Genomic DNA, 24,143 nt, shown 5'->3' with positions numbered 1-24,143 from the left:
AATGCCCACTATGATCAGGCGGAATTCATTTGCAATGCCGCCAATTTCGCCGCCTACTGCGCGCATTCATCAATTCATTCACCTCAAGGATGTTTGCGATGCCGACACCCAGACCGTGCGAAACCCATCCCGATCTCGTCAGGTTCGGACATAAGCTGCCGCACTTCGCGGATGCGCTGCGGCATCAGCGCAAGATCAAGCTGGTGGCGCTTGGATCGTCCTCGACCGCGGGTGCCGACAACATCCTGCCGTTTCCGCCGCGGCTCGAGATGCTGCTGCGGCAACGCTTCTTCGGCCGGATGATCGACGTGATCAATCGCGGGATCGGTGGGCAGGAGGCGCCGGAGGAATATTCGCGCATCGAGTCCGACGTGACGGCTGAGGCGCCGGTGCTGGTGATCTGGCAGGTCGGCACCAACGCCGTCTACAAGGGCTACAATCCGGCCGAGGTGCGCGCGACGCTGGAGGCCGGGCTCGACGTGCTCACAGCGCTTCCGCTTGACGTCGTCGTGATGGATTCCCAGTACACGCAGGCGATCGTCGGCACGGAAGCTGCGCTCAATCTCGCCAACGTGATCATGCCGATGATCGCCGAAGTGACCGCAAGCAAGAAGGTGAATCTGTTCAGCCGCTTCGCGCTGATGAAGCGCTGGACCGATGACGGGATTCCACTCGCCGAGCTCGACGATGGCGGGCAGCTTCATACCAGTGAATGGGCGACCAATTGCGTAACCCAGTCGCTGTTCGGCGCGATCGACGACGCCCTGAAGCCGGAGGCGATCACGTAAGCCCAACGACGTCGGCCCGACTACGTAAGACTACGGGGTAGGGCCTGTTGGATAAAATTTGCAGCAGTTCTGTAAGTCGTTTGCAGAACCCTTTCCTTAGAAGCGGAACTCCAGCCAAGGTAGGGGTTATGCGAATGGGAAATCTTCCGGATCACGGTTTACCGCTGGTTCAGCTTAAGGAGCAGCGGCGCGATCTCGTGGTGGCGCTGCAAAACCGCAAGGGACCAGTGGGCAGCTGGGAATTGATGCAGATCGCTGCGATCCAGCAGGCGATCTCGGCGTTCGAGGATGTGATTGCCGACCTCGATGCGGAGCTCGAGCTCGAGGCCGCAGCGGCCTGAGCTTTTCTAGTTCAGCCGCGTTTTCTTCACGCGAACCGGTGTGCACGTCGCTCGAAAAGTCGGGCGAACTGATCAGGCCTGCAGATAGCGGCCTTCAAGCGCCTTGCGCTCGGCCTGGCCGAGCCCGAGGCCTTCGCGGAAATAACCGTCGAGGCTGCCATAGTCTGCATCGATCGCCTCGAATGCAGCCTCCAGAAATGCCGCGCGCACGGTGCCGAGCACCTGCTTGACGTCGTCAGGCAGCTCGGTGCTGTGGGCCGGGTCGCGCTTGTAGAACTGGTTGGTCAGGAGATAGTCGTCCGCGATCACCTGCTCGGACACGCCGAGCGCGTGCAGGATCAGCGCGCAGGCAAAGCCGGTGCGATCCTTGCCGGCGGTGCAGTGGATCACCAGCGGCGCGCGGTCTTCCAATAGATGGGCAAACAGCGTGCGGTAGCGCGCGGTGTTGTCCTGCACATAGCCCCGGTAGGAGTCCCGCATCACGTCGATCGCATCGGCTTCCGAGAGCTGACGGTTGCCGGCGATCTCGCGCAGCGAAGCCACCACGGTCGGCTCGACGGGAAGTGAATGCACGGTGACGTCGCTCATGCCGCACAGCGCCTCGGCGCGCTCGGCGACGCCGCGAAAATCGAACGCGCTTCTGCCCCCGAGCGAGCGCACCACGGCGACGTCCTGCTCGGTAAGATGCGCAAGATGGTTGGAGCGGAAGATCTGGCGCCAGCGCACCGTCCGCCCGTCGCGCGTCTGGTAGCCGCCGAGGTCGCGAAAATTGCTGGCGCCGGCGAGATTGAGATGACGGGCAGGGGCTTCGGACATCGGGCGGGCCTGTTGCAGCTGATGAGGTCTTGGCGCAGGAATAGCGGCGCAGACAGGTCTATAACCGGCCCGTTGGGGGGAGAATATGACTTATCGCGGGGGCGCCATTGTCATCGGCGCAATTCTTTTCGAGCTCTTTGGTTCCTCGAACGTGTCGGCGCAGTCCGCCTTCCGGAATTATCATTGCGCTGACGGCACGCAGTTCATTGCCGGGTTCTTCAACGGGGATACGCGCGCACATCTGCAACTCGACGGCAAGGCGGTGACGCTGAAGAAGCGCCTGTCGCTGACGGGCACGCGCTACAAGGGCGGCGGGGTCACGCTCGAGATCAGCCGGGCCGGGCTTGCCAGGCTCCGGCATGCAAGGCGGCCGGCGACGGCCTGCGAACTGGCATGAAAAAAGGGCCGAAACGCTCGCGTTCCGACCCTTGTTATTGTTCTGCTGCTGTCTGACGTTTTTGCGTCGCGCCCCTCGATCGCATCGGCATCAGTGATCGCGGCCCGGCTTGGCGTCGTCGATGGCCGCCTGATGGTACCAGCTCTCGCTGCAGGCCGAGGTCTCGACTTCAGCGGCGAGTTCGAGCGCGGTCTGCGCCTCGCCGTAGCGGCGTCCGCCGAGAGCCGCGCGGCCCCCTGCCGGGAATTGATAGATTGTTGCCGATCCCTGGATCGGTCCTTGGTTTTGGCCCGTGGTGATCATGTCAAAGTCTCCTTTGGCCGGAGCGAGCCTCCATGGTGCGCCCGACTCATTCGCGTGTGGTTACCGTGTTTTCGATATCGGCCCGGGCTCGGCGGGGTGCAAGTGAACAAGAAATAGTCATCGTTTGATCAATTCGTGGGCAGATTCGGGTTTGCTTCCTGTGAGGCAGGATGTAGCTGACCAACGCTTGAGCCGCGACGATGGTTGCGGGGCACCCGATCGTTGGACACGAACTGTCACATGGCGCTGCCGCCGCATTAAGCGGCAGGCGATACCGTAGCCGAATTTGCTGCAGAAACGGGCGGTGGAGAGCGTTGAGAGAAGATTTTGACTGACCGCGGCGCATGCCAGCCGCGCTGCTATGTCGCAGAAAAAAATGCGATCTCCGCTGTGGACATCCGCGGCCGGGCGGCCGCCGCAGTGCAGCGACTGGCATTTTAATTGCTTAGTAAGAGCCGGCCGATGGTGGCCGGGTACGCGTGCGGCGGCCGACTGGCTTTCGGTTCCTCACGGTTTTGCATCATCAACAGAGAGGTTCAATGACCAAGTACAAGCTCGAGTATATCTGGCTCGACGGATATACGCCGACGCCGAGCCTGCGCGGTAAGACGCAGATCAAGGAATTCGCGTCGTTCCCGACCCTCGAACAGCTTCCGCTGTGGGGCTTTGACGGTTCGTCCACCCAGCAGGCTGAAGGCCACAGCTCTGACTGCGTGCTGAAGCCGGTCGCCTGCTATCCCGACGCCGCGCGCGAGAACGGCGTGCTGGTGATGTGCGAAGTCATGATGCCCGACGGCAAGACGCCGCATGTCTCGAACAAGCGCGCCACCGTTCTGGATGACGAAGGCGCCTGGTTCGGCTTCGAGCAGGAATACTTCTTCTACAAGGACGGCCGTCCGCTCGGCTTTCCGGAAGAGGGTTATCCGGCGCCGCAGGGCCCGTACTACACCGGCGTCGGCTACAAGAACGTCGGCAGCGTCGCCCGCAAGATCGTCGAAGAGCATCTCAATCTCTGCCTCGCCGCCGGCATCAACCACGAAGGCATCAACGCCGAAGTGGCGAAGGGCCAGTGGGAATTCCAGATCTTCGGCAAGGGCTCCAAGACCGCCGCTGACCAGATGTGGATGGCCCGCTACCTGATGCTGCGCCTCACCGAGAGCTACGGCATCGATATTGAATTCCATTGCAAGCCGCTCGGCGACACCGACTGGAACGGCTCGGGCATGCACGCCAACTTCTCGACCAAGTACATGCGCGAAGTCGGCGGCAAGGAGTACTTCGAGAGCCTGATGAAGGCCTTCGACAAGAACCTGATGGATCACATCGCCGTCTACGGCCCGGACAACGACAAGCGCCTGACCGGCAAGCACGAGACCGCGCCGTGGAACAAGTTCAGCTACGGCGTGGCTGACCGTGGTGCCTCGATCCGCGTGCCGCACTCCTTCGTCAACAACGGCTACAAGGGCTATCTGGAAGACCGTCGCCCGAACTCGCAAGGCGACCCCTACCAGATCGCTTCGCAGATCCTGAAGACGATCTCCGAGGTTCCGACCGGCGCCAAGGCTGCGGCTTAAATGGCTGCGGCCTAAGCTGCTATCGGACCCGGCTGAAGCCATCCGGTACCGCAAATCGGGTCCGCCAGGGCGACAGCCTTGGCGGACCTTCGCTATTTAGCGATACCCTTTGCAGGCGGCGTTCCGCCGAAACCGGTTTCGCTGCGTTATGAACCGCGCTAGATAACGGGTGCATCTTGGCTGCCGGGGACGCGGCGCTTGTTTGAGGGGTTTTACAAAGTCCGGTTCGAACTCGGCGGCGCCGTCGGCCGCAGCGTGATGTATGTCGGCGATGGCAAGATGCTGGGCGGCAATTCGGCGTTCGCCCATATCGGCACCTACGAGAAAGCCGGCGACGAGGTCGCAGTCGAGATCCAGACCGTCCGCCACAACCCCGATCCGAACTACCGCGCGATGGCCGGTACCGATGACGCCACGCTGATTGCCAAAGGCCGGCCGGACGGCGACCTCTATCGCTTCAAGGGCGAGCTGAAGGAGTTGCCCGGCGTGCCGTTCCAGTCGGTGATGACGCCGATCACCGAGGGGGACATCCCGCTCGCCGGCGGGGTCGGCGAGGGCGGCGTCATCAACGGGCTCTATTCGATCCACATCCGCGTGCTCGACGGGGTCGACGGCGGCCTCACCGGCGTGATGCTGCTGAACAACGGCCGCATCCTTGGCGGCGACGCCTTCTTCTACTATCTCGGCACCTACACTTCCGAGAAAGGCCGCTGGAAGGGCCAGATCCTCAATCAGGAGCACACTTCGGCGATGGGCGAGAATCCGATCTTCGGCGGCCACGAGGTCGGCATCGGCTTTGCCGGCACCTGCGACGCCGAGGGCGCCGTGCTGGAGGCGACCGCGCTTGCCGGCAAGCGCAGCCTGCGCCTCACGGCCGCGCTCAAGTTGATGCGGCGGGCATAGGCCATATGAGCAATTCGGTTCGTGTTCTTTCGACACTGGCGTTGAAGGGCGCGGTCGCGCGGCTTGCCGCTGCCTATCAGGCGGCGAGCGGCGTTGCGATCGACGCCGATTTTGCGCCGACGCTGGCGCTGCTCGAACGCCTGCGCGGCGGCGAGGGCGCCGACCTCGTGATCCTGACCCGCGAAGGCCTCGATGAGATGATCGGCGAGGGCCGCGTTGCGCGGGAGAGCGCAGTGGATCTTGCGCGTTCCCATGTCGGCGTCGCGGTGAAGGCGGGGGCGGCGCATCCCGACATCGCGACTGAAGCCGCGCTGCGTGCGGCGCTGCTCGGTGCGCGGGCGGTGGCCTATTCGCGGCTCGGCGCCAGCGGCATCCTGTTCGCGCAGCTGATCGCGCGTCTCGGCATTGTGGAGGCGATCAACGCGCGGGCGGTGATCATTCCGAGCGGCTTCACCGCGGAGAAGCTCGTCACCGGCGACGCCGACCTCGCAATCCAGCAGATCAGCGAGTTGAAGCAGATCCAGGGCATCGAGGTCGTCGGGCCGATTCCGCTGGATTTGCAGACCCCGGCGGTGTTCTCCGCCGGCCGCATGGCAGCGTCGCAGCGCGCGGCGGCCGCCGATCATCTGCTGCGCTATCTGTCGTCGGCCGATGTCGCGCCGGTGCTGCGCGAGACCGGGCTCGAGCCTTGAATTCGCCCGCACCGCGACGCAACCTGCTGGTCATGTTCAAACCACTTCACGCGATTGTCTTCGCTGTGGCGCTGGCCGCGCCCGTGCTTGCCCATGCGCAATCGGCCGACCTCGTGCTGTGCGACCGGCTTGCCGCCGATCCCACCGATCCCGACAAGCCGGCCGACGTGAAGGGCGTGCCCGACGTCGCATCGGCCGACATCGCGACCGCGATCAAGTACTGCGCGGTGGCCGCAAGATCGTCGCGCCGGGCGATGTACCAGCTCGGCCGGGCCTATGCTGCCAACCGGCAGACCGCGGAAGCAGTCGCCGCCTGGCGCAAGGCGGCCGACAAGGGCTCGACCTCGGCGATGGTCGAACTCGGCGTGCTCTACGGCAACGGCACCGGCGTTGCCAAAGACGAGGCGCAGGCCCGCAAATTGTTCGAGCGCGCGGCGCAGGCCGGCAATGCGCGCGGCGTCAGCAATCTCGCCGCGCTCGGCGGCGGCGGCGCGGCAGCTGATCCGGCACGCGCGCGCGAATTGCTTGCCAAGTCCGCCGAGACCAATGCCGAAGCGCAGTACCAGCTCGGCATGATGCTGGCCGAAGGCAAGGGCGGCGCGCAGGACGATGTCGGTGCGCGGGCGCTGTTCGAGAAGGCCGCTGCGCAGAACCATCCGGGCGCGCTGGAGCGGATGGGCGCCTTCGCACAGGCCGGTCGCGGCGGGCCGAAGGACAGCGATGCCGCGAAAGCTTATTACGAGCGGGCGGCGGCGCTCGGCGACGAGGATGCCAAGAAGGCGCTGGAGCGGGCCCGCTGTCCCTATGTCATCAAGGACAAGCGCGGCAATCCCGTGACCAATCTCTGCTTCTAACCGAACTGGAACGCTCGCCGCGGCATGTCGTTGACATGCGAAAGGCATTGGCGAGGTGCTGCGATGATCCGCAAACTAAGTTCCGGCGAGTACCGGCTCTATTCCCGCAAGGTCAATCCGAAGACCGGCAAGCGCCGCAATCTCGGCACCTTCAAGTCGCGCGCGGCAGCGGAGAAGCACGAGCGCGACGTGCAGTATTTCAAGCGCCACTAGTCTAGTTCGGACGTTGCGCGACTTAAGGCGCTGGGCAGGCCGCGCCGGTCTTCACCCAGGCCTCGACCAGCGCGCCGGCCTGCGCCTGCGTGCCCGGTGCCGGTGCGCGGCCGAAGCCGGGATGCCAGGCCCAGCCCACCAGCGTGTCCTTGCCGATATGCTCGATCATATGCTCGATCAGCTCCTCGACCTTGCGGCCGCCATTGCGTGCCGGGTCGCGGATTTGCGCGCAAATCTCGCCGACGGTCTTGCCGGCCCATGCCATCTCGCGCGGCGCAAGGTGCCATTCCGGGTGGCCCGGCACCCGACCGGGGTCGAAATTGGCGTGCTGGTGACAGATCGAGCAGCGCATGGCGTCCTTGCCGTGGCCGTCCGCACCGCGGGTCACCGGCGGCTGATGCATGCGGCCGGTGTCGCCCTGCCGCGGGCTGTCGCCGGCGGGATGGCAATTGGTGCAGCGCGGATGCGTCAGAACCTTGCCGAGCTCGGTGAAGATCGCCGCCGAGCGTTGCTCGACATTCTCGATGCCGGCAAAGCTTTCCGGCGAGGCGAGGGCGTGGCTCGCGCTTTCCGACGCCGCGTAGCCCGCGCACAGGCTGGTCGCGAGCGCCGTCAGCACCGCAACGATCCGAAACCGCGTTTCCGATGGCATTGCTCGCGCGCTCACTTGCTGGCGGTCAGATAGCGTTTGGAATCGGCGAGGATCACGTCGCGCACCGCCTGGTGATACTTGATGTAGCCGGTGCAGCGGCACAGATGGCCGTCGAGCGCCTCCGCAATGACGCTCTCGAGCTGGTCCCGCGCCACCGGCGTTTTCGCCAGCCGTTCGAGCAGCACCTGGCCTTCGTTGAGGAAGCCGGCGGTGCAATAGCCGCACTGGAACGCGAAGTGGTCGATGAAGGCGCGCTGCAACGCCGAGAGTTCGCCGTCCCTGGTGTGGCCCTCGACGGTGCGGATCGCCTTGCCGTCGAAATTCGCGGCCGGCACCACGCAGGTCGGGGTGGTGTAGCTCGTGCCGTCGGGATTATCGATGATGACGGCGCAGCTCAGGCATTGCGCGGCGCCGCAGCCGAACTTGGTGCCGGTCATCCCGAGCATTTCCCGAAGGAAATCGTTCATCGAGAGGTCGTCGCGGACCTCGATCGGGCCGTGCTTTTGGCCGTTGATGGTAAGGTTGAGCGTCGTCACGCCAGCGCTCCCTTGAGCAGGCTCGTTGTCACCGGCAGTGAGCGGAAGCGGTGGCCGGTGGCATCGTTGATGGCGTTGAGCAGCGCCGGCACGATCGGGATCATCACCACCTCGGCCATGCCCTTCGGCGGCTCGTCCGGCGTCAGCGGCGGCAGCATCTCGATCTCGAGATCGTGCAGCGGCAGGTCGGAGCCGCGCGCGATCAGGTACTGGCCGAGATTCCACTGCCCGTTGCCGGGCCCGCCTTCGAACGGCGGCAGGGTTTCCAGCAGGGCGTAGCCGACGCCCATCGCGAACCCGCCATGCGACTGGCCGAGCACCACTTCAGGCACCAGCGCCTGGCCGCATTCGAACACGCTGTAGGCCTTCGCGATGCGCAGGATTCCGGTCGCGCGCTCGATCTCGATGCGGACCAGCGTGCCGCACATCGAGGTGTAGGCGGTGCCGATCCGGTTGTTGTCGGTCGGCGGGAATTTAACGCTTGTTCGGTCGATCCGCTCGAATTGGCTCCGGCCACGACGAACAGCGAGCGCGTCGATCTCGGCGCGATACTGTTCGCCGACCAGAGGGAAGCGGGCGCGCGACCAGGCCCAGCGCGAGAAGCTATGCGCGATGGCGCCGGTGACGAAGCCGCGCGCATGCGCGGTCGCGGCGAGCTTCGGCAAGGGCAGCGGCGCGAGATCGTCGAGCACCAGCTGGCCATCCTTCCAGCGCGCCTTGTCCCATTGGCGGGCGCGGGGATCGGCCTTGGCGATGTGCCAGAGCTCGAGCGCCGCCGGCCACAGGCCGAAGCGGAAGATGACGCGGGCCGCCTCGGCCGACGAGTGCGTGCCGACATGGGCGCCGATCGACGCGCTGGTCGCCGAGCTGATCGCGGGCACCCAGCGCGGGTTCCTCTCGGCGATATCCTGGGTCTTCTGATCCATCGTGTAGGGATCGCCCGAGGTAACGAGGCCAAGCGCGTCATAGCTGTCGACCCGGGAGACCGCGACCTCATCGGCGACGGCGCCGAGATGACTCGCGACCCGGTTGGCGAGCGCGGTGCCGACGCCATTACCCATCTCGACATGGTCGCAGTGGATCGCGATCCGTCCGTCGGGATCGATCTCGACCCGGCCGAGCGAGCAATCCGCGCCCGAACCGTAATCCTTGGTGACGCAGGCGACGCCGGTGCCGACCAGCCGTCCTTCCGGCGCCTTCTGCTTGAAGCCAGCGCGCTGTTGCCAGATCGGATGCTTCTCGAGCTTGTCGAGGATGTCAGGCGTGCGCACCGATACGATGTAGGGATTGCCGGTCATGGTCCGGCCGTTCTGCTTCAGCGCATTGTTGCGCCGGAACACGATCGGATCGACCTTGAGCTCGCTCGCCGCCTCGTCGATCAGGACTTCGAGCGCGGTCATGGTCTGTAGCGTGCCGTAGCCGCGCATCGAGCCCGCGGTCACGCCGCGCGAATGCAGCGCCACGGTGGTGACGTCGACTTTCGGGATGTCGTAGATGCCGATCGCAGCGGTCGCGGCGACGACCGCGACATTGGCGGAGAAGTTGGCGAGCCCGCCGCCGTCGAGCACATGATCGGCGGCAAATGCCGTGATCTTGCCGGTGGCGCGATCGATGCCGATCCGCGAGCGCATCTTGATCGGGTGGCGTTTGATGCCGCCCTGGAATTGCTGGTAGCGGTCCTGCGCCAGCCGCACCGGCCGGCCCGGGAAGAACATCGCCGCCAGCGCCACGTAAAGCACGAACGGGGTATGGTCGCGGCCGCCGAAGCCGCCGCCGACATGGGCGAACTGCGCGTTGATGTGCGAGGGCCGGAACGGCGGGCGAGCCTTGCCGAGCATGAAGGCGATCGACTCGGTCGCCTCATAGGGCGACTGCACGCCGAGCACCAGTTCGAGATTGCCGCTGTTGTCGCTGTACCAGGCGAGCCCGCTCTCCGGTTCCAGGAACATCGGATCGACCGACTGGGTCTCGAACTCGCGGTCGAGCACGAGCTGTGTCGGATCGTCCTTGGCGAGTTGGGCGCGGATCGCTTCGCCATGGGTTGCGGCCTTGGCGTAGTCGGCCTTGGTCTCCTTGGCGAGCGGCAGCCAGACCGGCAGCGCCGCGTTCTGGATGCGGCTCGGCGAAACCCAACCGGCCTGGATCGGCGAATAGACGTCGGGCGCGTCAGGCGAGGCGCCCGCCACGCGCGTGAAGCGATACGCGCCGTAGTTCGGCAGGATGACCGGCCCGGTCTCGTCGCCGAATTTGACGAAGCCGCCGTCGCGGAGCGCGAGGCGCGCGCGGTCGAAGGCGTCGAACTGCTCGAAGATCAACAGCGCGACCGGTTGTCCGAGATAGAGCGGCGTCTTGCCGACCGGGCAGAACAGGTCGCCGGTGTAGAACTCCGGGACCCGCGTGCCGATCCGGTCGAGATCGGCAGCGGTTACGATAACCGACGGCTTTGCCGGACCATCGAGACGGGCGAGGTCCATGCCGGCATAGACATGCGTCGCGTCATCGGCTCGGACCAGGATGGCGTGCGCGGTGGTCGCGGGCCAGCCCGGCATGTCGGCGGCGCGGAAGTCGGACGCGTAGAGTTTTGCGCCAGTGACCTTGGCGACGCCGTCGACACGGCCGGCGCCCTTTTCCGCCGGGTTGAAATGGCCGCGGCCGGGCAGCGTCTCGCGGGTCGCGAAAGCCGGTTCCTTCGCCAGCGCCAGATGCGACAGGCTGACCGAGATGCCGCCTGCCGACAACCACTTCACGAAATCGCGTCGCGAAGGCCGCATGGTCTGATCTTTCATCGACACCTCGACGACGGCATATCGCGCCGGGGTTTAACAATTGGTGCAATACACGCGAAAGTATTGCGGCAAAGCGAGCGCAACCGCAACGCCGCAATAGGTCGTAGCTGCCTCACTTGTAGCTTTGGTCTCACTTCAGGTCGGCGATGGTGGCCGGTCCCGGACCCGGCGTGATCAGCGTCGGCCACTGCTTGGAACCGAACGGCACCAGCGGCGGCAGGAAGGCAGTCATGCCGCGCTTCTTGGTCTCGGCGATGATCGCCTCGCGCGCGTCGCCCCCCATCAGCTCATAGTCCATCAGGTGATAGCTGCCGAAGAACAGCGCGCCGACCGAGCGGTCCGCGATGATCCGGGTCAGCGACTCCAGCATGTCCGACGGCGTGGTGGTGAAGGAGATCGTCTCGATCAGCATCAGGCGGCTGTTGATGGCGTCAGGCCCGAAGAACTGCGCCAGCACGCTGAAGATCACGTTGTTCTGCCGCGCCACATAGATCGTGTTGCTCGCGCCGTAGGTCTTGTCCCAGTCGGCGCCGAGCTGGGATTTCCAGTCGGCCATGACCGTCATCCAGTGCGCGACCTGGGTCTGTGCGGCCCAGGCGACGTTCCTGGCGAGCAGCGGCGCCTGCTTCTTGCCGAACGCCTCGAGCGTCGCGAAGGGGATCGCGCCGGCGGTGAGGCATTCATCCATGAAGGCGATGTTGTTCTTGAGGATGGCACGGTTGTTGTCGCGCCAGTCCGCCTGCATCGGTGTGGCATCGAGCCCGTCGAGCGCCGACTGCATCCGGCTGCGATAGGCCTGCATCGACCCGCGCCACGCCTTGTCGTCGGGATTGTTGACATAGGGGCCGACCACCTCGGCCAACGCCATCGTGCTGTGGCCGACCGACTTGAGCAGCTGATAGACGATCGGCACCTGCGGCGCTTCGGTCGGCGGCTTGCCCGGCCGGTACAGGATCAGGCGGCCGCCGGCGCCGGAGAACAGGCCGAGGATCACGGGGTGTTTGTCGAGGATGTTCTTCTGGAAGATCCGCGCCGCATCGCCATAGAGCTCGAACATGCCGGTGTTGAGCGCGAGCACGTCCTTGGTCGCGACGTCGGCCGGAGTTGATGAGGTCTTACCGGAGATCGGCCCCATATAGTCGGGCAGCGACTGGGCCAGGGCTGTGCCGCTGCTGCCGAGCAGCAGCGCCAGCGCGGCGGCCAGACCAAAGCGATTGATCATGTGATGCTCCTCGAAGCCTCGCCTGTGTCGAGGCCGGGTGCGGCCGCGCGACCATTGGCGGAATGCGCAAATGCTTGGACACAATGAACTGGGAGAGTAGAGAACCGGCAGACCGGATCCCGCGTGACGCAGCACGACGCGGGCGGTGCCTACAGCTAAGCGACGAATCGGCTGCTGTCCACACCCGGACATTGCGGGCTTGCCTGCGCCAAAAGACGCAATGGTGCGGCGTTCGGCCTGGTGCTATGTGGCGAACAGAATCAATTTTATTTTTTGGATTTTTGCGTGCTCAACGGACTTTACAAGGTCGAGTACGGCATCAACGGCGCATTCGGCCGCAGCATCATGTGCATGCATGACGGCAAGATGCTGGGCGGCAATTCGGCCTTTGCCCATCTCGGCACCTATCAGGTGACGGAAGGCGAGATCGCCGCCGAGGTGATCACCGAGCGCCACAATGACGATCCGAACTACAAGCCGCTGATGGGCGTCGACGTCACCGTCATCAAGGTGCGCGGCAGGAGCGAGGGTTCCACCATCCTGCTCGAGGGCAAGGCCGACGCCATGCCGGACGGCGTGTTCTGGGCGAATTTGGCGCCGCTCGACGACGAGGCCTTGCCGCCGCGCGGCGCGGTCGGTCCCGGCGGCATCGTCAACGGACTGTACTCGATCCATCTGCGCGCGCTCGACGGTGTCGATGCCGGGCTCACCGGGGTCATGCTGCTGATGGACGGCCGCATCCTCGGCGGCGATGCGTTCTTCTACTATCTCGGTTCGTATTCGTCAGCGGATGGCCGCTGGCGAGGCGAGATCGTCAACCAGGAGCATACGCCGGCGAAGGGCGAGTACCCGGTGTTCGGCGGTTATGAAGTCGGCATCGGCTTTGCCGGTTCGTGCGGTGCGGACGGTGCCGAGCTCGAAGGCATCGCGCTGGCCGGCAAGCGCAGCCTTCGCCTGTCCGCCGAATTGCGGCTGATGCGCCGCGCCTGACGAGAGCCCGTCAATCCTTGATCAGAAGCACGCCGCCGATGATCAGCGCGATGCCGGCCAGCCGTGAAACCGACACCGGGTGCTGCGCCAGCCCGAACAGGCCAAAATGGTCCATCGCGATGCCCGCGAGCATTTGACCCGCAACCACCAGTGCCAGCAGGGTCGCGGCGCCGAGCGGCGGCAGCAGCAGGATCATCAGCAGGATGAAGATGCCGCCGAGGACGCCGCCGCTCCAGGCCCACCATGGCACCGCCGTCACCAGCTTCCAGGACGGCACCGGCTCGCGCGTCGCGACCAGCACGACCGCCATCGTCACGAGCCCGCCGAGATAGCTGACGAGCCCGGCCCAGGCCGGCGAGTTGAGGGCGGACCTGAGATTGCCGTTCAGGACCTGCTGAACGGCAACGCAAATGCCGGCGCCGAGCGCGAGCAGATAGAGAAACCAGACTTGCATAAGATGCCCCAAAACCGATCGTCGAACCGCTTCATGTCATATTCGATTGGCAACGATCGTGGCATGCACGAAACGCGGCACGAACCTGCGGAATGGGCTTCCACCCACGTCCCAGATCGAATAAGAGGCCGCAAACCCCCAGTTCGCCAGTATCAGAGCATGATCCGCCTCGATAACGTCTCCAAGCAAGTCGGCCACCAGATCCTCTTCATCGAAGCCTCCGCGGCGCTCCAGAAGGGCGAGAAGATCGGCCTCGTCGGGCCGAACGGCGCCGGCAAGACCACGCTGTTCCGGATGATCTCGGGCCGGGAAATCCCGGACGAGGGCCAGGTCTCGCTCGATCGCGGCATTTCGATTGGCTATTTCAGCCAGGATGTCGGCGAGATGTCCGGCCGCAGCGCGGTCGCCGAGGTGATGGATGGGGCAGGACCCGTCAGCGTGGTCGCGGCCGAGCTCAGGGAACTCGAGGCCGCGATGGCCGACCCCGACAAGGCCGACGAGATGGACGATATCATCGCGCGCTATGGCGAGGTGCAGCATCAGTTCGAGGAGCTCGACGGCTATGCGCTCGACGGCCGCGCGCGCGAGGCGCTGGCGGGTCTCGGCTTCAGCCAGGAGATGATGGACGGCGACGTCGGCAAACTCTCCGGCGGCTGGAAGATGCGGGTGGCGCTGGCGCGCATCCTCTTGATGCGTCCGGACGTCATGCTGCTCGACGAGCCGAGCAACCATCTCGATCTCGAAAGCCTGATCTGGCTCGAGCAGTTCCTGAAAGGCTATGAGGGCGCGTTGCTGATGACCTCGCATGACCGCGAGTTCATCAACCGGATCATCAACAAGGTGGTCGAGATCGACGCCGGCCAGCTCACCACCTATTCCGGCAATTACGAGTTCTACGAACAGCAGCGCGCGCTCTCCGACAAGCAGCAGCAGGCGCAGTTCGAGCGGCAGCAGGCGATGCTCGCCAAGGAGATCAAGTTTATCGAGCGCTTCAAGGCGCGCGCCTCGCACGCAGCCCAGGTGCAGAGCCGGGTGAAGAAGCTCGACAAGATCGAGCGGGTCGAGCCGCCGCGGCGGCGGCAGACCGTGGCGTTCGAATTCCAGCCGGCACCGCGCTCCGGCGAGGACGTCGTCAGCCTGAAGAAAGTCCACAAGGCCTATGGCAGCAAGCGCATTTATGACGGCCTCGACTTCATGATCCGTCGCAAGGAGCGCTGGTGCGTGATGGGCATCAACGGTGCCGGCAAGTCGACGCTCCTGAAGCTGGTCGCCGGTTCAACCGAGCCCGACGACGGCGCGGTCGCGGTCGGCGGCAGCGTCAAGATGGGCTATTTCGCCCAGCATGCGATGGACCTGCTCGACGGCGAGCGCACCGTGTTCCAGTCGCTGGAGGACGCGTTTCCGCAGGCCGGGCAGGGCAGCCTTCGCGCGCTCGCCGGCTGCTTCGGCTTCTCCGGCGACGACGTCGAGAAGAAGTGCCGGGTGCTCTCGGGCGGCGAGAAGGCGCGGCTGGTGATGGCCAAGATGCTGTTCGATCCGCCGAACTTCCTGGTGCTGGACGAGCCGACCAACCATCTCGATCTCGCCACCAAGGAGATGCTGATCAATGCGCTCTCCGAGTTCGAGGGCACGATGCTGTTCGTCTCGCACGACCGGCACTTCCTCGCCGCGCTTTCCAACCGCGTGCTCGAGCTGACCCCTGACGGCATCCATCAATATGGCGGCGGCTACACTGAATATGTCGCGCGTACCGGCCAGGAAGCGCCGGGACTGCGGAGCTAGCGTTCGCGATTACCCCGTCCACTTCGTAGCCCGGATGAAGCGAAGCGAAATCCGGGTCAGTCCTTCCGCTCGCCGAAGTCGTCGTTATCCATAGCTCCGCCACCGCCCCAATCAGCCGGCAATATCCTATCCCGGACATATCGGTGAAGAGACGTGTGTTGCCAGTCGACAGGCGAGGAAACGAGGCGGTGTTTGGTCGGATTGTAATGGACGTAGTCGACGCAACGTTCGAGATCGCGTTCATTGCGGATGGTGTGTTCCCAAAACCGTCTCTGCCAAAGCGGGTACTCGCCGCGGTGGTTTACCGAGAGCGGCACGCCGGCGGCAACAACGGCGCGCGTGAAGTGACTCTTGATCTGCCGCCAGCGATCCGGGAAGTCGCTGTCGCCGGGTGGTAGCGTCATGACCGTATGCAGGTGATCTGGCAGGATCACGATGGCATCCAGCGTGAACGGCTTTTTGGCGCGCGATGCGCGAAAGGCATCGCGCAACAGCCCGACTTGCTCGACCAGTAGCGACGAAGTCCGATCTTCCAATGTGACCGTGAAGAAGAACGTGCCGCCGGGTATGAAGTTACGCCGATATTGTACCATGCGGCTAGCTTACCCCGGATTTCGCTTCGCTCCATCCGGGCTACGAAGTCAAACGGCTCTATCCCGCAGCCCGGATGAAGCGAAGCGAAATCCGGGTCAGTCCTGTGCTCAAGCCCGCCACCGCGCGCAAAACGCCTCGACATCGCCGGACTGGAATTCGGGCAGGCGCTCCCAGATGGTTTCAGCCGGCCAGTTCCACCAGGCGATCTGCGACAGCTCGGCGGCGATCTTGCGGTTGAACCGCTCCTTGATCGGCCGGGCCGGCACGCCGCCGACGATGGTGTAGGGTGCGACATCGCGCGAGACCACGGCGCCGGCCGCCAGCACCGCGCCGTCTCCGACGGAGACGCCGGGCAACACGATCACGCCGTGGCCGATCCAGACGTCGTTACCGATCACGACGCGATCCGCGCGTCGGTTCCTGAAGAAGTCATGATCGCGCTCGGCTGTGGCCGTGTAGTATTCCGGGCAGTAGGTGAAGCGATGCTGGGAGGGGCGCTCGAGCGGATGATTGGGCGCGCCGATCCGGACCTGCGCCGCGATCGCGCAGAAGCGGCCGATCACGGCGTCGGCGACGATGCAGCCGCTGCCGAGATAGGAGTAGTCGCCAAGCTCGGTGTATTCGATCGCGGTGTCGCCGAGCACCTCGCAGCAACGTCCGACCTTGACCTCGCGCAGCTTGACCGTCGGCTCGATGACGGTTTCGGCGATCTTGGGGCGAGTCAGGCTCGGTGCGTTCATAGCGTTGTCCTCGATGCGACGAGCCGCTTCAGTCGCACAATTTCTATGACGGAGAGATGACAGGAGGAGGCCGGATCTAACGCCCGGCGAGGCGGGCGATGGTCTCGATCTCGTTGGTCCAGATCCCCCCGGAATAGCTTTCGGGCAGGCGGCGGAACAGATCGGCATCGTCGACCCCGGTCGAGAATTCGCCGCCCTGATAAGGCCCGAGCACGAAGACCCCGCTGTTGGCCGCGGCCATGCGGCTGAGGAAGCGGTCCGGCCATCCCCAGAGCCAGGGCGCGTAGTTGATCGGCACCAGCACGATGGCGTTGCGGCAGGCATCGGGCACGATGCCGGTCCAGCCATAGCCGATATAGCGGACGAGGCAACTCTTGAGCGCCGCGCGCGAAATGGTCCGGGTCTCCGGCGAAAGCCGCCGGATCGTCTCGATCGGCTCGTCGCCGCCATAGACCATGATCAGCCTGCGCCGTTCGGCGGGGAGCCGGCTCAAGACCGTTGCGAGCTTCTCGCCCTCGGCGGGATCACGGCTCTTGACGTTGATCAAGAGCCGGCGATCCGGAAACGTCTTCAGCACCTCGTCCAGCGACGGCATCAGGCCGATGCCCTTGCCGCGGAACGGGAAGGTCTTGCCGCCATCGGCGGTGTAGCCAAAGCCGATATCGAGCATCTTCAGCCGCGCCATCGGCTGCTCGCGGGTGACGCCCTGGCCGTCGGTGCGGCAATCGACGGTCCAGTCGTGAAACACCGCGAACTCGCCGTCGGTCGTCGGATGGACGTCGAGCTCGACGATATCGGCGCCGCGATCGAAGCTCGCCCGCATCGAGCGGATCGTGTTCTCGAGATAGTCGTGGGTCGGCGGCAGCATGCGCGCCGCGGTGCAGGTGTCGTTTTTGAGGTCGCGCTCGTCGAAACGCTGCGCCATGCCGCGATGGGCGAGCAGCACCGGCTTGCCGTCGGCATGCGTTGCGAGAAGGCTCGTGTTGTTGAGGTAGATTGCGGCGGCGACGGCAACGATCGCCGCTGCCGCGTATTTCAGTTTCCTGCCCAAGCGACTCGGTTCCTTGCTGGATCGCCGGCCCGGGTAGGGGGGCTTTCTGGTCGATTTGCGGCGGCCTAATCCTTCAAGCCGTCCACTGCGGCAATCGCCCGCACCATCGCGTCCTGGAGTGCCGCGCTGTTGACGGGATTCGACTGGCGGCGACGGCCGGGATCGTCGAAATCGTGGGTGGCACCCGGATAAACCACGACGTCGATCTTGCTGCCGGCAGCAACGGAGCGGCTGGCGACGTCTCGGCAGCGGTCGGGCGATACTTCCTCGTCGTCCGTGCCGAGCAACATCGTGATCGGTGCTGCCGACCTGAGCGTCTGCGCCAGCAGCGCGGCCGGCCCGCAGCCCGGATAGAACACGAGCGCGGCGCGATAGCCCGACGTCGCGCCTTGCCGCTGCATCACGTTCAGCGCGGTGCTGCCGCCGTTCGACCATCCCTGCAGGAAGATGCGGTTGCCGCTGATCTCGTTCTGACTGCGCAGCCAGCTCAGCGCACCCTCGGCGTCGAGCGGCCGCACGGTCTTTTCATTGACGTCGGTGCGATCAGGATCGTCATGCGTGAAGCGGCCGAAGCCGTGCGCCTTGCGGCGCGGCCCAAAACTGTCCGGCAGCAGCGCGAAATAGCCGTGGTCGGCCCAATACTGTCCCCACATCGCGTGGCGCTTGGACAGGCTGCCGGCATTGCAGGCCGCCGACGGATTGGTCCGCGACACCAGCGTGCAGTCCCTGTTGACGTTGATCGAATAGGGCCCGCCGCGGCCGTGCAGCAGCACGATCGCGGGGTGCGGACCCGGCGTTTGCGGCCTGAACAGGTAGCCGACGATCTCGGTCTTGCCGTCGGCGCTCGAAAAGAAAACGGTGTCGGGCGCGGCTGCCGAGGCTGTCGGCAATGTCGCGAGCATCAGGAGGACGATCGGAATCGCGCGATGGGTCATTCCCGCAGCATGAGCAGGATTTCGGATGAATTGCGGCATGGTTGTTTCCCTCCAGCAATGCAAAGCCGCATGGCGTGCTGCACGGCGCTCGGCTTGTGAGGCGAAGTGCCGCCCGCTACGCTTTACAAAAAACCGGGAGCGAAACAACCATGAAGCAGATCAGGATCGGCGACATCACGATCGATGCGGTGATCGAGCGCGAAGGACCGTGGCGGCGGCCGCAGGATTTCTTCCCGACCTATGACGACGATGTGTTCAAGCATCATCTGAAGACCATGGAGCCGGAGGTCTTCGACGCCGCGCGCGGCATGATGGTGATCACCTATCAGACCTTCGTGGTGCGGACGCCGCGCTACACCATCCTGGTCGATACCTGCACCGGCGAGGACAAGGGGCACCCGCCGCCGTTCGACTTCCCGGGCAAGGAGCGCTGGCGCAACGAGCTGTTCGCGCTCGGCATCTCCTATGAGCAGATCGACTACGTGTTCTGCACCCATCTGCATATCGATCATACCGGCTGGAACACCACCCTGCGCGACGGGCGCTGGGTGCCGACCTTCCCGAACGCCAAATACGTCTTCCACAAGGGCGAGTATGCGGCCTGGGAGGCCGAGAACGCCAAGGGAGCCAATCCGCCCGGCACGGTGTTTCGCGACAATTGCTTGCCGATCGTCGAAGCCGGGCAGGCGCTCCTGGTCGACGACGACTACGCGCTCGACGACACCGTGACGCTGACGCCGACCCCCGGCCATTCGCCCTGCCATTGCTGCGTCAATATCTTCTCGAAGGGGCAGCGCGCGGTGGTCGCGGGCGACCTGATGCACCATGCGATCCAGTGCCGCGAACCGGAATGGTCGGCCAAGCCCGATTGGGACCCGAAGCAGTCGGCACTATCGCGGCGGAAATTCTTTGCCTCCGTTGCCGAGACCGACACGTTGATCCTGCCGATCCATTTTCCGGCCCCGACGGTCGGCCTGATCAAGGCGGATGGCGATCGCTTCGACTATCGCTTCAAGCGGGAGTAGGCGCGCGACAGTCGGCAGCTCAAGGTCACCGCGCTGCGCGGGTCCGGCGCGGGACCTGGGTCAGGAACCGTTCCAGATCGGCGCACAGGCGATGCGCCATTTCCTCGTCGATCGCAAACGTCGCGACGGTGCCGGCGCAGTCGATCTCGATGGTCCCGCGCAACGGTGCGGCGGAGGCGGTCGATACCGTGATGTTGGTCGCTCTCTGCACGGTCATGTCGTCAACTTCCCTTCGGGCCGGTTGCGCCAATCCACATTTGGCAATCCTCACCTTGGAATGACCGGGCGTCCCTTTCGCCGTCTCTCTTCGATGAACCTCACGCCGATCTCGGCGCCGTCGACGCGAACCAGTTCGCAGCGGCGGAAGGCCAGTCCACGCGAGGACAGCACCAGGAAGAACTCCTGGGCCTTCAGCACATCGAGCGTTCCGTCGACCTCGAGCCGGGCCCCGCTCTGCGAGACGTCGAGCAGGATGCAACTCCGCCGCCACGTGCCGTCGACACCCATGAGGTTGACGGGATAGCGCGTCTCGAGCCTCACGCGTTCCGCCCTGCGGTCACCATACGTCATTGCATCACTCACACTGCCTGGGAGCGCTTCGCGGTCAGCTCGCTAAGCGAACCAAACCGGATCGTGCGCTGCGCGTTGGATAGCGCCAGTCCTTCAAACATGTCCCGTGCGCGCTGCAGCTCATCGGGTGCAACCGTCAGCCCGGCCTTCCGGTAGCTGACGATGGCAGCCGTCGTGTTCCAGCTCAGTCGCGATGCGCGGCAGGCGATCACGAGCCCGCTGATGTCGGCGGCTTCCATCAGCGGTGCGATCGTCTCGATCGGAACGGTTGCGAGCTGCGCCAGCGCCGCAACGACGTTGCGGACCTCTCGCCTGATCGCGAAACGGTTGACGCTGGAATCGTTCAACTGCCCGGTTCTGTTCAAGGCCAGCACGGTGGCCCGCGCCTCCGCATAGTCGATTGTGGCTGGTGGGGTTGCGGAGGCGCGGGCTGCGCTGGCATCGATCGCAGCGCGGATCGCGTCCTGAATGTCGGGGCGTGCGCGTTTGAGCAGCCCGGCCTGTTGGCGCGGCGTTGATCGCATCACGAGGTCGACAAGAACGCGGTGGGGCAGGTCGCTGCGCGATATCAGCGCGTCGGCGATGTCGTCGTCGCGCTCGGCGGCATCGACCATCATGGCGAGGCCCGCGCTGGTCAGATCAGCGCCGGGATTGCGCGCGAGGACTCGAAGCACGCTGCTGTCGCCTCGCATCAGGAGAATGTCCGTGAGCTCCGCATTGACGGCCTTGCGTCCTGCGATCGCGCAGAGGTGTCCCTCGGCCCGCATCCAGGCGATGTCGATCAGGTCGGCATCGGGGAGGCATTCGCATTTGCGCAAGATCGGAGCGGCGACGTCGGCGTCGTCGTGGTTGGCCAGGCGGCGCGCGAGTTCCCGCGGCACCAGGCGCAAATCGGCAAGCGAGCGGCTGAGCGTGGTCAGGGTCCGCAGTTCGACGCTCTCGGTCAGGCGAACCAGGATGCCGTCGAACATCTCGACGTGGTGCGCGCTGAGGCGGTGAGCGTCTTCGAGAAACAACCCGGCCACCTCCTGCAGCATGCGCGTGCGGAGGTCGGGCGAGCCAGCTTTCAAGACATGGTCGAGTTTGGCAATAAGATCGGGCGAGGCAATGACTGTCATTGCGGTCTCTAAAATGGTCCGCGACGAGGAACATCATCGTTCCCGATGCCAATCTGCTCCTCGAATCTTTAATAGGGGTATAGAAATTGATGGGGAGGGCCGATCGCGGCGGTGGATATCCCGCTAAAGACTATCGAAATTCGGCAGCCGCGTTACATTGGCGGATTGTCCGGTGCGACGAACGGACCGCATTTTTCCTGATTGAACCTATTGGACGATTCGCATTTTGTGCATGGAATTTATTGATGCGGCCGGCGCGCAAGGCGCCGCGTCGCGCGCAATTTTTCAAGAGCATTTCACGGGAGCGGTCATTTGACGGCGCCATTACCGGTGCCGAGAGTCTTTCGTTTTGACGATGTTGATGCATTCCGGAGTTCGATCCGAAATCTGGATGTTGATTTCACGCCACTTGCGCGGAAGATTTCGGCCGAGCAGGTCATCCTGAGTTTGCCGGGATGCGAGCTCAACTACACGCAGTCCTTTCCGCGGATCGTCGACGCGCAGCTTGCGCCGCACACCACCGCGGTCGGCTTCACGATGGATGACGGAGTCCCGATCCGCTTCAACGGCGTCGAGCGCGATCGCGCGGTCATTGTGCTCGGTGGCGGCGGCGCGTTCTACTCGTCGGTGGAGCAGACGCCCCGCCAATATGCCTCGGTGATGTTCACGCCGGAGATTGTCGACCGCGGCTGGCCGCAGGCGGGTCTTCATTTCAGCATTCACGAAATTTCTCAACGCGCGCAGGATCGGCTGCGTGAAGTGGTAAGGCACATCCTGCTCGTGACCTCGCAGCCGACCGAGGATGCCCCGTTCGCTAGCGGCGAGTCGATCAAGGAGACGCTGCTTGCGGCGATCGACAACGCCTTCGCCGAGATCGTGCCGGCCAAGTGGACGACGCGGGCCAACACGACGCGCCAGTTCAAGGTCTTCAACGACGCGCGCGCAATTCTGGCAGGCGACGTGGCGCACCCGATCTACAGCGGCGAACTCGCCAGGCAGATCGGCGTGTCGGTGCGCACGCTGCATGACGCTATCCAGCGCTACCGGGGCGTCAGCCTGCATCGCTATCTGCGGTTGCGCCGGCTCTGGCTGGTGCGCCAGCAACTGTTGGCCGGTGCGCCCAGCGTCAAGACGTGCGCGCTGGCCTACGGATTTTGGCATTTAAGCGATTTCTCGCGCAGCTATCGGTCGCAGTTCGGGGAAGCGCCGTCGGAGACGCTGGCCGCCTCGCGCCGTCCGGGCGCCACCCGCGCCGATCCGTCCCGCGGACACGGTTCGTAACCATCGATCTGAACGGAATCTTAACGGCCGCCGACGAGCCTGTGGGTACGATTTCACCAGAGGCGGCCTGATGCATCCCCGGAGATTTGCGCGTGTTCGTCCGAGCGGATGCGTGTCCAGCGTGGTCAAGCTCCAGCTTGAACCGAAGGCGCCGCTGATCGAATGCCGGCTGGTGGATTATTCGGCCGGCGGGGCCTGCCTGGAGTTTGCCAAGCCGATCCAGTTGCCGGAACGTTTCGAAATGTTTCACGGCAACACCAGGAAGCGTTGCCGGCGGGTCTGGAGCAGGGGCGTGCGGGTCGGCGTCTCGTTCTGAGGGCGCCCGCCGATCAGGGGCGATTCACCGGCCAATAGCCGTTCGGGCCGCGCCCTGCGCGACCCGATGGTTTGTCCCGATTGAAGTCTGTCCCGATGACGGGTGAAAAGGCGTCGGCGAGGGGCTCAGGCGCCGCTCTGGCACTTCTTCATGAACGAGGTTTTGGCCGCGCCGGCGAGCTTCTTGCCGTCGGAGCCGACCGCCTTGGTCTCGCAGGCATCCGTCGTGCACTTCTTCATGAACGAGGTCTTGGCCGCGCCGGCCAGCGGCTTGCCATCCTTGCCGACGGCTTTCGTCTCGCAGGAGGCGTCCTGTGCAAATGCCGAACCGGCGGCAAAGGTCGCGATCACGGCCGCCAAGAAAATCCGCTTCATCTGGGTTCTCCCTAAACCAAACCAGTGGCCGGATTGGATACGGGATTCTTGGCCCGATCAAGTTCCCATGGCCGATTTTGTCGATAAAATACCCCGATCAGATCAAGGAAATCCGCGTGCAGCGCGGAACAAAATCGGGGAAGCGCGGAATGGAATTCGAGACGCTGGTACAGTCACGCAAAAGCGTGCGCGGGTTCAAGAAGCAGCCGGTGTCGCGGGCAACGGTCGAGGAGATCATCGAGGTGGCCAAGCGCGCACCGTCCTCGATGAACACCCAGCCCTGGCACGTCCACGTCCTGACCGGGGCGCCGCTGGAGGAAGTGCGCCGCCGCAACATGGAAGAGATGGTCGCCGGTGCCAAGGTGAAGCGCGACATCGTCAGCCACGGCGAGTACCAGGGCGTGCATCGCGGCCGCCAGGTCGACATCGCCAAGAAGCTGTTCGGCGCGATGGGCATTGCCCGCGACGACAAGCCGATGCGGCAGGACTGGGTGCTGCGCGGCTTCCGCCAATTCGATGCCCCGGTGTCGCTGGTCCTGACCTACGACCGGATCCTCGATCCGGGCGCGGTCTGCCATTTCGATCTCGGCGCGCTCTGCTACGGCATCGTGCTGGCAGCCTGGGATCGCGGCCTTGGCAGCGTGATCAACGGCCAGGGCATCATGCGCTCCGACATCGTGCGCGAGGTCGCCGACATCCCGGAAGACGAGGTGATCATGACCTGCGTCGCGATGGGCTATCCCGACGACGGCTTTGCCGCCAATGCGGTGCGCTCCGACCGCGAGGCCAACAACGATTTTGTCCGCTACGTCGGCTTTGCCGATTAGCGCCGCGTC

At 64.7% G+C, this 24,143-nt stretch carries 30 protein-coding genes; 14 read left to right on the top strand and 16 right to left on the bottom strand.

The features are described 5' to 3' along the window. The first annotated feature begins 98 nt into the window (after positions 1-98). Positions 99-788, top strand: a complete 690-nt coding sequence (locus tag QA635_RS24095; protein WP_253608883.1) for an SGNH/GDSL hydrolase family protein — start codon at positions 99-101, stop codon at positions 786-788. Between the two features lie 134 nt (positions 789-922). Next, entirely contained in the window at positions 923-1,129 is a 207-nt protein-coding gene (locus QA635_RS24090; protein ID WP_035634033.1) for a hypothetical protein, read from the top strand. Between the two features lie 72 nt (positions 1,130-1,201). On the opposite strand, the gene QA635_RS24085 is transcribed toward QA635_RS24090, so the two are convergent. After that, positions 1,202-1,945 carry a tyrosine-protein phosphatase gene (locus QA635_RS24085; protein ID WP_283061781.1) on the bottom strand — a complete coding sequence of 248 codons (744 nt, stop codon included), beginning with the start codon at positions 1,943-1,945 and terminating at the stop codon, positions 1,202-1,204. A gap of 85 nt (positions 1,946-2,030) precedes the next feature. Here QA635_RS24085 and QA635_RS24080 point away from each other — a divergent pair, with 85 nt between their 5' ends. Continuing rightward, positions 2,031-2,342, top strand: coding sequence for an MliC family protein (locus tag QA635_RS24080; protein WP_028332324.1), 312 nt, complete (start codon positions 2,031-2,033; stop codon positions 2,340-2,342). A gap of 90 nt (positions 2,343-2,432) precedes the next feature. On the opposite strand, the gene QA635_RS24075 is transcribed toward QA635_RS24080, so the two are convergent. After that, complete coding sequence (locus QA635_RS24075; protein WP_283061780.1) at positions 2,433-2,645, bottom strand: DUF2735 domain-containing protein; 213 nt, start codon at positions 2,643-2,645, stop codon at positions 2,433-2,435. A gap of 539 nt (positions 2,646-3,184) precedes the next feature. On the opposite strand from QA635_RS24075, the gene QA635_RS24070 reads away from it, so the two are divergent. The 5 genes from QA635_RS24070 to QA635_RS24050 all read left to right on the top strand — a co-directional run bounded on the left by QA635_RS24070 (position 3,185) and on the right by QA635_RS24050 (position 6,881). Next, on the top strand, positions 3,185-4,219 hold the full coding sequence (locus QA635_RS24070) for a glutamine synthetase beta-grasp domain-containing protein (RefSeq protein ID WP_024581543.1): 1,035 nt from the start codon (positions 3,185-3,187) through the stop codon (positions 4,217-4,219). 198 nt (positions 4,220-4,417) lie between these two features. Further along, positions 4,418-5,122 carry a hypothetical protein gene (locus QA635_RS24065; protein ID WP_283061779.1) on the top strand — a complete coding sequence of 235 codons (705 nt, stop codon included), beginning with the start codon at positions 4,418-4,420 and terminating at the stop codon, positions 5,120-5,122. 5 nt (positions 5,123-5,127) lie between these two features. Beyond that, on the top strand, positions 5,128-5,814 hold the full coding sequence (locus tag QA635_RS24060; RefSeq protein WP_283061778.1) for a substrate-binding domain-containing protein: 687 nt from the start codon (positions 5,128-5,130) through the stop codon (positions 5,812-5,814). Positions 5,815-5,846: 32 nt separating this feature from the next. Continuing rightward, positions 5,847-6,668 (top strand): tetratricopeptide repeat protein, encoded by an 822-nt coding sequence (locus QA635_RS24055; protein ID WP_283061777.1) that lies wholly within the window; start codon positions 5,847-5,849, stop codon positions 6,666-6,668. 63 nt (positions 6,669-6,731) lie between these two features. Continuing rightward, entirely contained in the window at positions 6,732-6,881 is a 150-nt protein-coding gene (locus QA635_RS24050; RefSeq protein ID WP_092086355.1) for a hypothetical protein, read from the top strand. 22 nt (positions 6,882-6,903) lie between these two features. Here QA635_RS24050 and QA635_RS24045 read toward each other — a convergent pair whose 3' ends face one another. The 4 genes from QA635_RS24045 to QA635_RS24030 all read right to left on the bottom strand — a co-directional run bounded on the left by QA635_RS24045 (position 6,904) and on the right by QA635_RS24030 (position 12,077). Then, a complete protein-coding gene (locus tag QA635_RS24045; protein ID WP_283061776.1) occupies positions 6,904-7,533 on the bottom strand; it encodes an Isoquinoline 1-oxidoreductase subunit in 630 nt (209 codons plus the stop codon). 11 nt (positions 7,534-7,544) lie between these two features. Beyond that, positions 7,545-8,069, bottom strand: a complete 525-nt coding sequence (locus QA635_RS24040) for a (2Fe-2S)-binding protein (protein WP_283061775.1) — start codon at positions 8,067-8,069, stop codon at positions 7,545-7,547. Next, positions 8,066-10,840 carry a xanthine dehydrogenase family protein molybdopterin-binding subunit gene (locus tag QA635_RS24035; RefSeq protein WP_283071783.1) on the bottom strand — a complete coding sequence of 925 codons (2,775 nt, stop codon included), beginning with the start codon at positions 10,838-10,840 and terminating at the stop codon, positions 8,066-8,068. Before QA635_RS24035 ends, QA635_RS24040 begins: the two co-directional genes overlap by 4 nt. 145 nt (positions 10,841-10,985) lie before the next feature. Then, the gene (locus tag QA635_RS24030; protein ID WP_283061774.1) at positions 10,986-12,077 is read right to left on the bottom strand and encodes a hypothetical protein; all 1,092 of its coding nucleotides are present in this window, start codon (positions 12,075-12,077) and stop codon (positions 10,986-10,988) included. Positions 12,078-12,362: 285 nt separating this feature from the next. Here QA635_RS24030 and QA635_RS24025 point away from each other — a divergent pair, with 285 nt between their 5' ends. Continuing rightward, the gene (locus QA635_RS24025) at positions 12,363-13,067 is read left to right on the top strand and encodes a GrlR family regulatory protein (protein ID WP_283061773.1); all 705 of its coding nucleotides are present in this window, start codon (positions 12,363-12,365) and stop codon (positions 13,065-13,067) included. Between the two features lie 10 nt (positions 13,068-13,077). Here the strand turns inward: QA635_RS24025 and QA635_RS24020 are convergent, their stop codons facing one another. After that, complete coding sequence (locus QA635_RS24020) at positions 13,078-13,521, bottom strand: DMT family transporter (protein ID WP_016843015.1); 444 nt, start codon at positions 13,519-13,521, stop codon at positions 13,078-13,080. A 159-nt stretch (positions 13,522-13,680) separates the two neighbouring features. Between QA635_RS24020 and QA635_RS24015 the strand changes: the two genes are divergently transcribed. Further along, positions 13,681-15,303 (top strand): ABC-F family ATP-binding cassette domain-containing protein, encoded by a 1,623-nt coding sequence (locus tag QA635_RS24015; protein WP_283061772.1) that lies wholly within the window; start codon positions 13,681-13,683, stop codon positions 15,301-15,303. A gap of 56 nt (positions 15,304-15,359) precedes the next feature. Here QA635_RS24015 and QA635_RS24010 read toward each other — a convergent pair whose 3' ends face one another. The 4 genes from QA635_RS24010 to QA635_RS23995 all read right to left on the bottom strand — a co-directional run bounded on the left by QA635_RS24010 (position 15,360) and on the right by QA635_RS23995 (position 18,662). Then, entirely contained in the window at positions 15,360-15,896 is a 537-nt protein-coding gene (locus QA635_RS24010; RefSeq protein ID WP_283061771.1) for an REP-associated tyrosine transposase, read from the bottom strand. Between the two features lie 108 nt (positions 15,897-16,004). Beyond that, positions 16,005-16,637: a DapH/DapD/GlmU-related protein gene (locus QA635_RS24005; RefSeq protein ID WP_225163032.1), complete on the bottom strand. Its 633-nt coding sequence runs from the start codon at positions 16,635-16,637 to the stop codon at positions 16,005-16,007. Between the two features lie 76 nt (positions 16,638-16,713). Then, the gene (locus tag QA635_RS24000; RefSeq protein ID WP_283061770.1) at positions 16,714-17,688 is read right to left on the bottom strand and encodes a glycerophosphodiester phosphodiesterase family protein; all 975 of its coding nucleotides are present in this window, start codon (positions 17,686-17,688) and stop codon (positions 16,714-16,716) included. A gap of 65 nt (positions 17,689-17,753) precedes the next feature. Then, positions 17,754-18,662: a dienelactone hydrolase family protein gene (locus tag QA635_RS23995; RefSeq protein WP_283061769.1), complete on the bottom strand. Its 909-nt coding sequence runs from the start codon at positions 18,660-18,662 to the stop codon at positions 17,754-17,756. A 110-nt stretch (positions 18,663-18,772) separates the two neighbouring features. On the opposite strand from QA635_RS23995, the gene QA635_RS23990 reads away from it, so the two are divergent. Further along, the gene (locus QA635_RS23990) at positions 18,773-19,648 is read left to right on the top strand and encodes an MBL fold metallo-hydrolase (protein ID WP_283061768.1); all 876 of its coding nucleotides are present in this window, start codon (positions 18,773-18,775) and stop codon (positions 19,646-19,648) included. Between the two features lie 25 nt (positions 19,649-19,673). On the opposite strand, the gene QA635_RS23985 is transcribed toward QA635_RS23990, so the two are convergent. From QA635_RS23985 to QA635_RS41585, 4 genes are all read right to left on the bottom strand, one after another. Further along, positions 19,674-19,865 (bottom strand): hypothetical protein, encoded by a 192-nt coding sequence (locus QA635_RS23985; RefSeq protein WP_283061767.1) that lies wholly within the window; start codon positions 19,863-19,865, stop codon positions 19,674-19,676. A gap of 50 nt (positions 19,866-19,915) precedes the next feature. Further along, on the bottom strand, positions 19,916-20,218 hold the full coding sequence (locus QA635_RS23980) for a PilZ domain-containing protein (protein WP_028332307.1): 303 nt from the start codon (positions 20,216-20,218) through the stop codon (positions 19,916-19,918). An 8-nt stretch (positions 20,219-20,226) separates the two neighbouring features. Next, positions 20,227-21,189: a DUF2336 domain-containing protein gene (locus QA635_RS23975; RefSeq protein ID WP_283061766.1), complete on the bottom strand. Its 963-nt coding sequence runs from the start codon at positions 21,187-21,189 to the stop codon at positions 20,227-20,229. Positions 21,190-21,660: 471 nt separating this feature from the next. Further along, positions 21,661-21,984 carry a hypothetical protein gene (locus QA635_RS41585; protein WP_341850383.1) on the bottom strand — a complete coding sequence of 108 codons (324 nt, stop codon included), beginning with the start codon at positions 21,982-21,984 and terminating at the stop codon, positions 21,661-21,663. A gap of 12 nt (positions 21,985-21,996) precedes the next feature. Here QA635_RS41585 and QA635_RS41580 point away from each other — a divergent pair, with 12 nt between their 5' ends. Then, entirely contained in the window at positions 21,997-22,617 is a 621-nt protein-coding gene (locus QA635_RS41580) for a helix-turn-helix domain-containing protein (protein WP_341850382.1), read from the top strand. A gap of 70 nt (positions 22,618-22,687) precedes the next feature. Next, entirely contained in the window at positions 22,688-22,933 is a 246-nt protein-coding gene (locus QA635_RS23965; RefSeq protein ID WP_026192700.1) for a PilZ domain-containing protein, read from the top strand. A gap of 125 nt (positions 22,934-23,058) precedes the next feature. Here QA635_RS23965 and QA635_RS23960 read toward each other — a convergent pair whose 3' ends face one another. After that, a complete protein-coding gene (locus QA635_RS23960) occupies positions 23,059-23,307 on the bottom strand; it encodes a hypothetical protein (protein WP_021079659.1) in 249 nt (82 codons plus the stop codon). Between the two features lie 149 nt (positions 23,308-23,456). On the opposite strand from QA635_RS23960, the gene QA635_RS23955 reads away from it, so the two are divergent. Further along, positions 23,457-24,134: a nitroreductase gene (locus QA635_RS23955; RefSeq protein ID WP_092086314.1), complete on the top strand. Its 678-nt coding sequence runs from the start codon at positions 23,457-23,459 to the stop codon at positions 24,132-24,134. Positions 24,135-24,143: the final 9 nt, after the last annotated feature.

Origin of the sequence: Bradyrhizobium brasilense (genome assembly GCF_029714345.1) — a bacterium.
Taxonomy (GTDB): Bacteria; Pseudomonadota; Alphaproteobacteria; order Rhizobiales; family Xanthobacteraceae; genus Bradyrhizobium; species Bradyrhizobium australafricanum.
Note: the sequence above shows the minus strand (reverse complement) of the source record. Positions and strands in the feature narration are given on the sequence as shown.

Coding starts and splice junctions, on each gene's coding strand:
- QA635_RS24095 (WP_253608883.1), top strand. CDS start 99: ATGCCGACACCCAGACCGTGCGAAACCCATCCCGATCTCGTCAGGTTC.
- QA635_RS24090 (WP_035634033.1), top strand. CDS start 923: ATGGGAAATCTTCCGGATCACGGTTTACCGCTGGTTCAGCTTAAGGAG.
- QA635_RS24085 (WP_283061781.1), bottom strand. CDS start 1,945: ATGTCCGAAGCCCCTGCCCGTCATCTCAATCTCGCCGGCGCCAGCAAT.
- QA635_RS24080 (WP_028332324.1), top strand. CDS start 2,031: ATGACTTATCGCGGGGGCGCCATTGTCATCGGCGCAATTCTTTTCGAG.
- QA635_RS24075 (WP_283061780.1), bottom strand. CDS start 2,645: ATGATCACCACGGGCCAAAACCAAGGACCGATCCAGGGATCGGCAACA.
- QA635_RS24070 (WP_024581543.1), top strand. CDS start 3,185: ATGACCAAGTACAAGCTCGAGTATATCTGGCTCGACGGATATACGCCG.
- QA635_RS24060 (WP_283061778.1), top strand. CDS start 5,128: ATGAGCAATTCGGTTCGTGTTCTTTCGACACTGGCGTTGAAGGGCGCG.
- QA635_RS24055 (WP_283061777.1), top strand. CDS start 5,847: ATGTTCAAACCACTTCACGCGATTGTCTTCGCTGTGGCGCTGGCCGCG.
- QA635_RS24050 (WP_092086355.1), top strand. CDS start 6,732: ATGATCCGCAAACTAAGTTCCGGCGAGTACCGGCTCTATTCCCGCAAG.
- QA635_RS24045 (WP_283061776.1), bottom strand. CDS start 7,533: ATGCCATCGGAAACGCGGTTTCGGATCGTTGCGGTGCTGACGGCGCTC.
- QA635_RS24035 (WP_283071783.1), bottom strand. CDS start 10,840: ATGCGGCCTTCGCGACGCGATTTCGTGAAGTGGTTGTCGGCAGGCGGC.
- QA635_RS24030 (WP_283061774.1), bottom strand. CDS start 12,077: ATGATCAATCGCTTTGGTCTGGCCGCCGCGCTGGCGCTGCTGCTCGGC.
- QA635_RS24020 (WP_016843015.1), bottom strand. CDS start 13,521: ATGCAAGTCTGGTTTCTCTATCTGCTCGCGCTCGGCGCCGGCATTTGC.
- QA635_RS24015 (WP_283061772.1), top strand. CDS start 13,681: ATGATCCGCCTCGATAACGTCTCCAAGCAAGTCGGCCACCAGATCCTC.
- QA635_RS24010 (WP_283061771.1), bottom strand. CDS start 15,896: ATGGTACAATATCGGCGTAACTTCATACCCGGCGGCACGTTCTTCTTC.
- QA635_RS24005 (WP_225163032.1), bottom strand. CDS start 16,637: ATGAACGCACCGAGCCTGACTCGCCCCAAGATCGCCGAAACCGTCATC.
- QA635_RS23995 (WP_283061769.1), bottom strand. CDS start 18,662: ATGCCGCAATTCATCCGAAATCCTGCTCATGCTGCGGGAATGACCCAT.
- QA635_RS23990 (WP_283061768.1), top strand. CDS start 18,773: ATGAAGCAGATCAGGATCGGCGACATCACGATCGATGCGGTGATCGAG.
- QA635_RS23985 (WP_283061767.1), bottom strand. CDS start 19,865: ATGACCGTGCAGAGAGCGACCAACATCACGGTATCGACCGCCTCCGCC.
- QA635_RS23980 (WP_028332307.1), bottom strand. CDS start 20,218: ATGACGTATGGTGACCGCAGGGCGGAACGCGTGAGGCTCGAGACGCGC.
- QA635_RS23975 (WP_283061766.1), bottom strand. CDS start 21,189: ATGTTCGACGGCATCCTGGTTCGCCTGACCGAGAGCGTCGAACTGCGG.
- QA635_RS41580 (WP_341850382.1), top strand. CDS start 21,997: ATGTTCACGCCGGAGATTGTCGACCGCGGCTGGCCGCAGGCGGGTCTT.
- QA635_RS23965 (WP_026192700.1), top strand. CDS start 22,688: ATGCATCCCCGGAGATTTGCGCGTGTTCGTCCGAGCGGATGCGTGTCC.
- QA635_RS23960 (WP_021079659.1), bottom strand. CDS start 23,307: ATGAAGCGGATTTTCTTGGCGGCCGTGATCGCGACCTTTGCCGCCGGT.
- QA635_RS23955 (WP_092086314.1), top strand. CDS start 23,457: ATGGAATTCGAGACGCTGGTACAGTCACGCAAAAGCGTGCGCGGGTTC.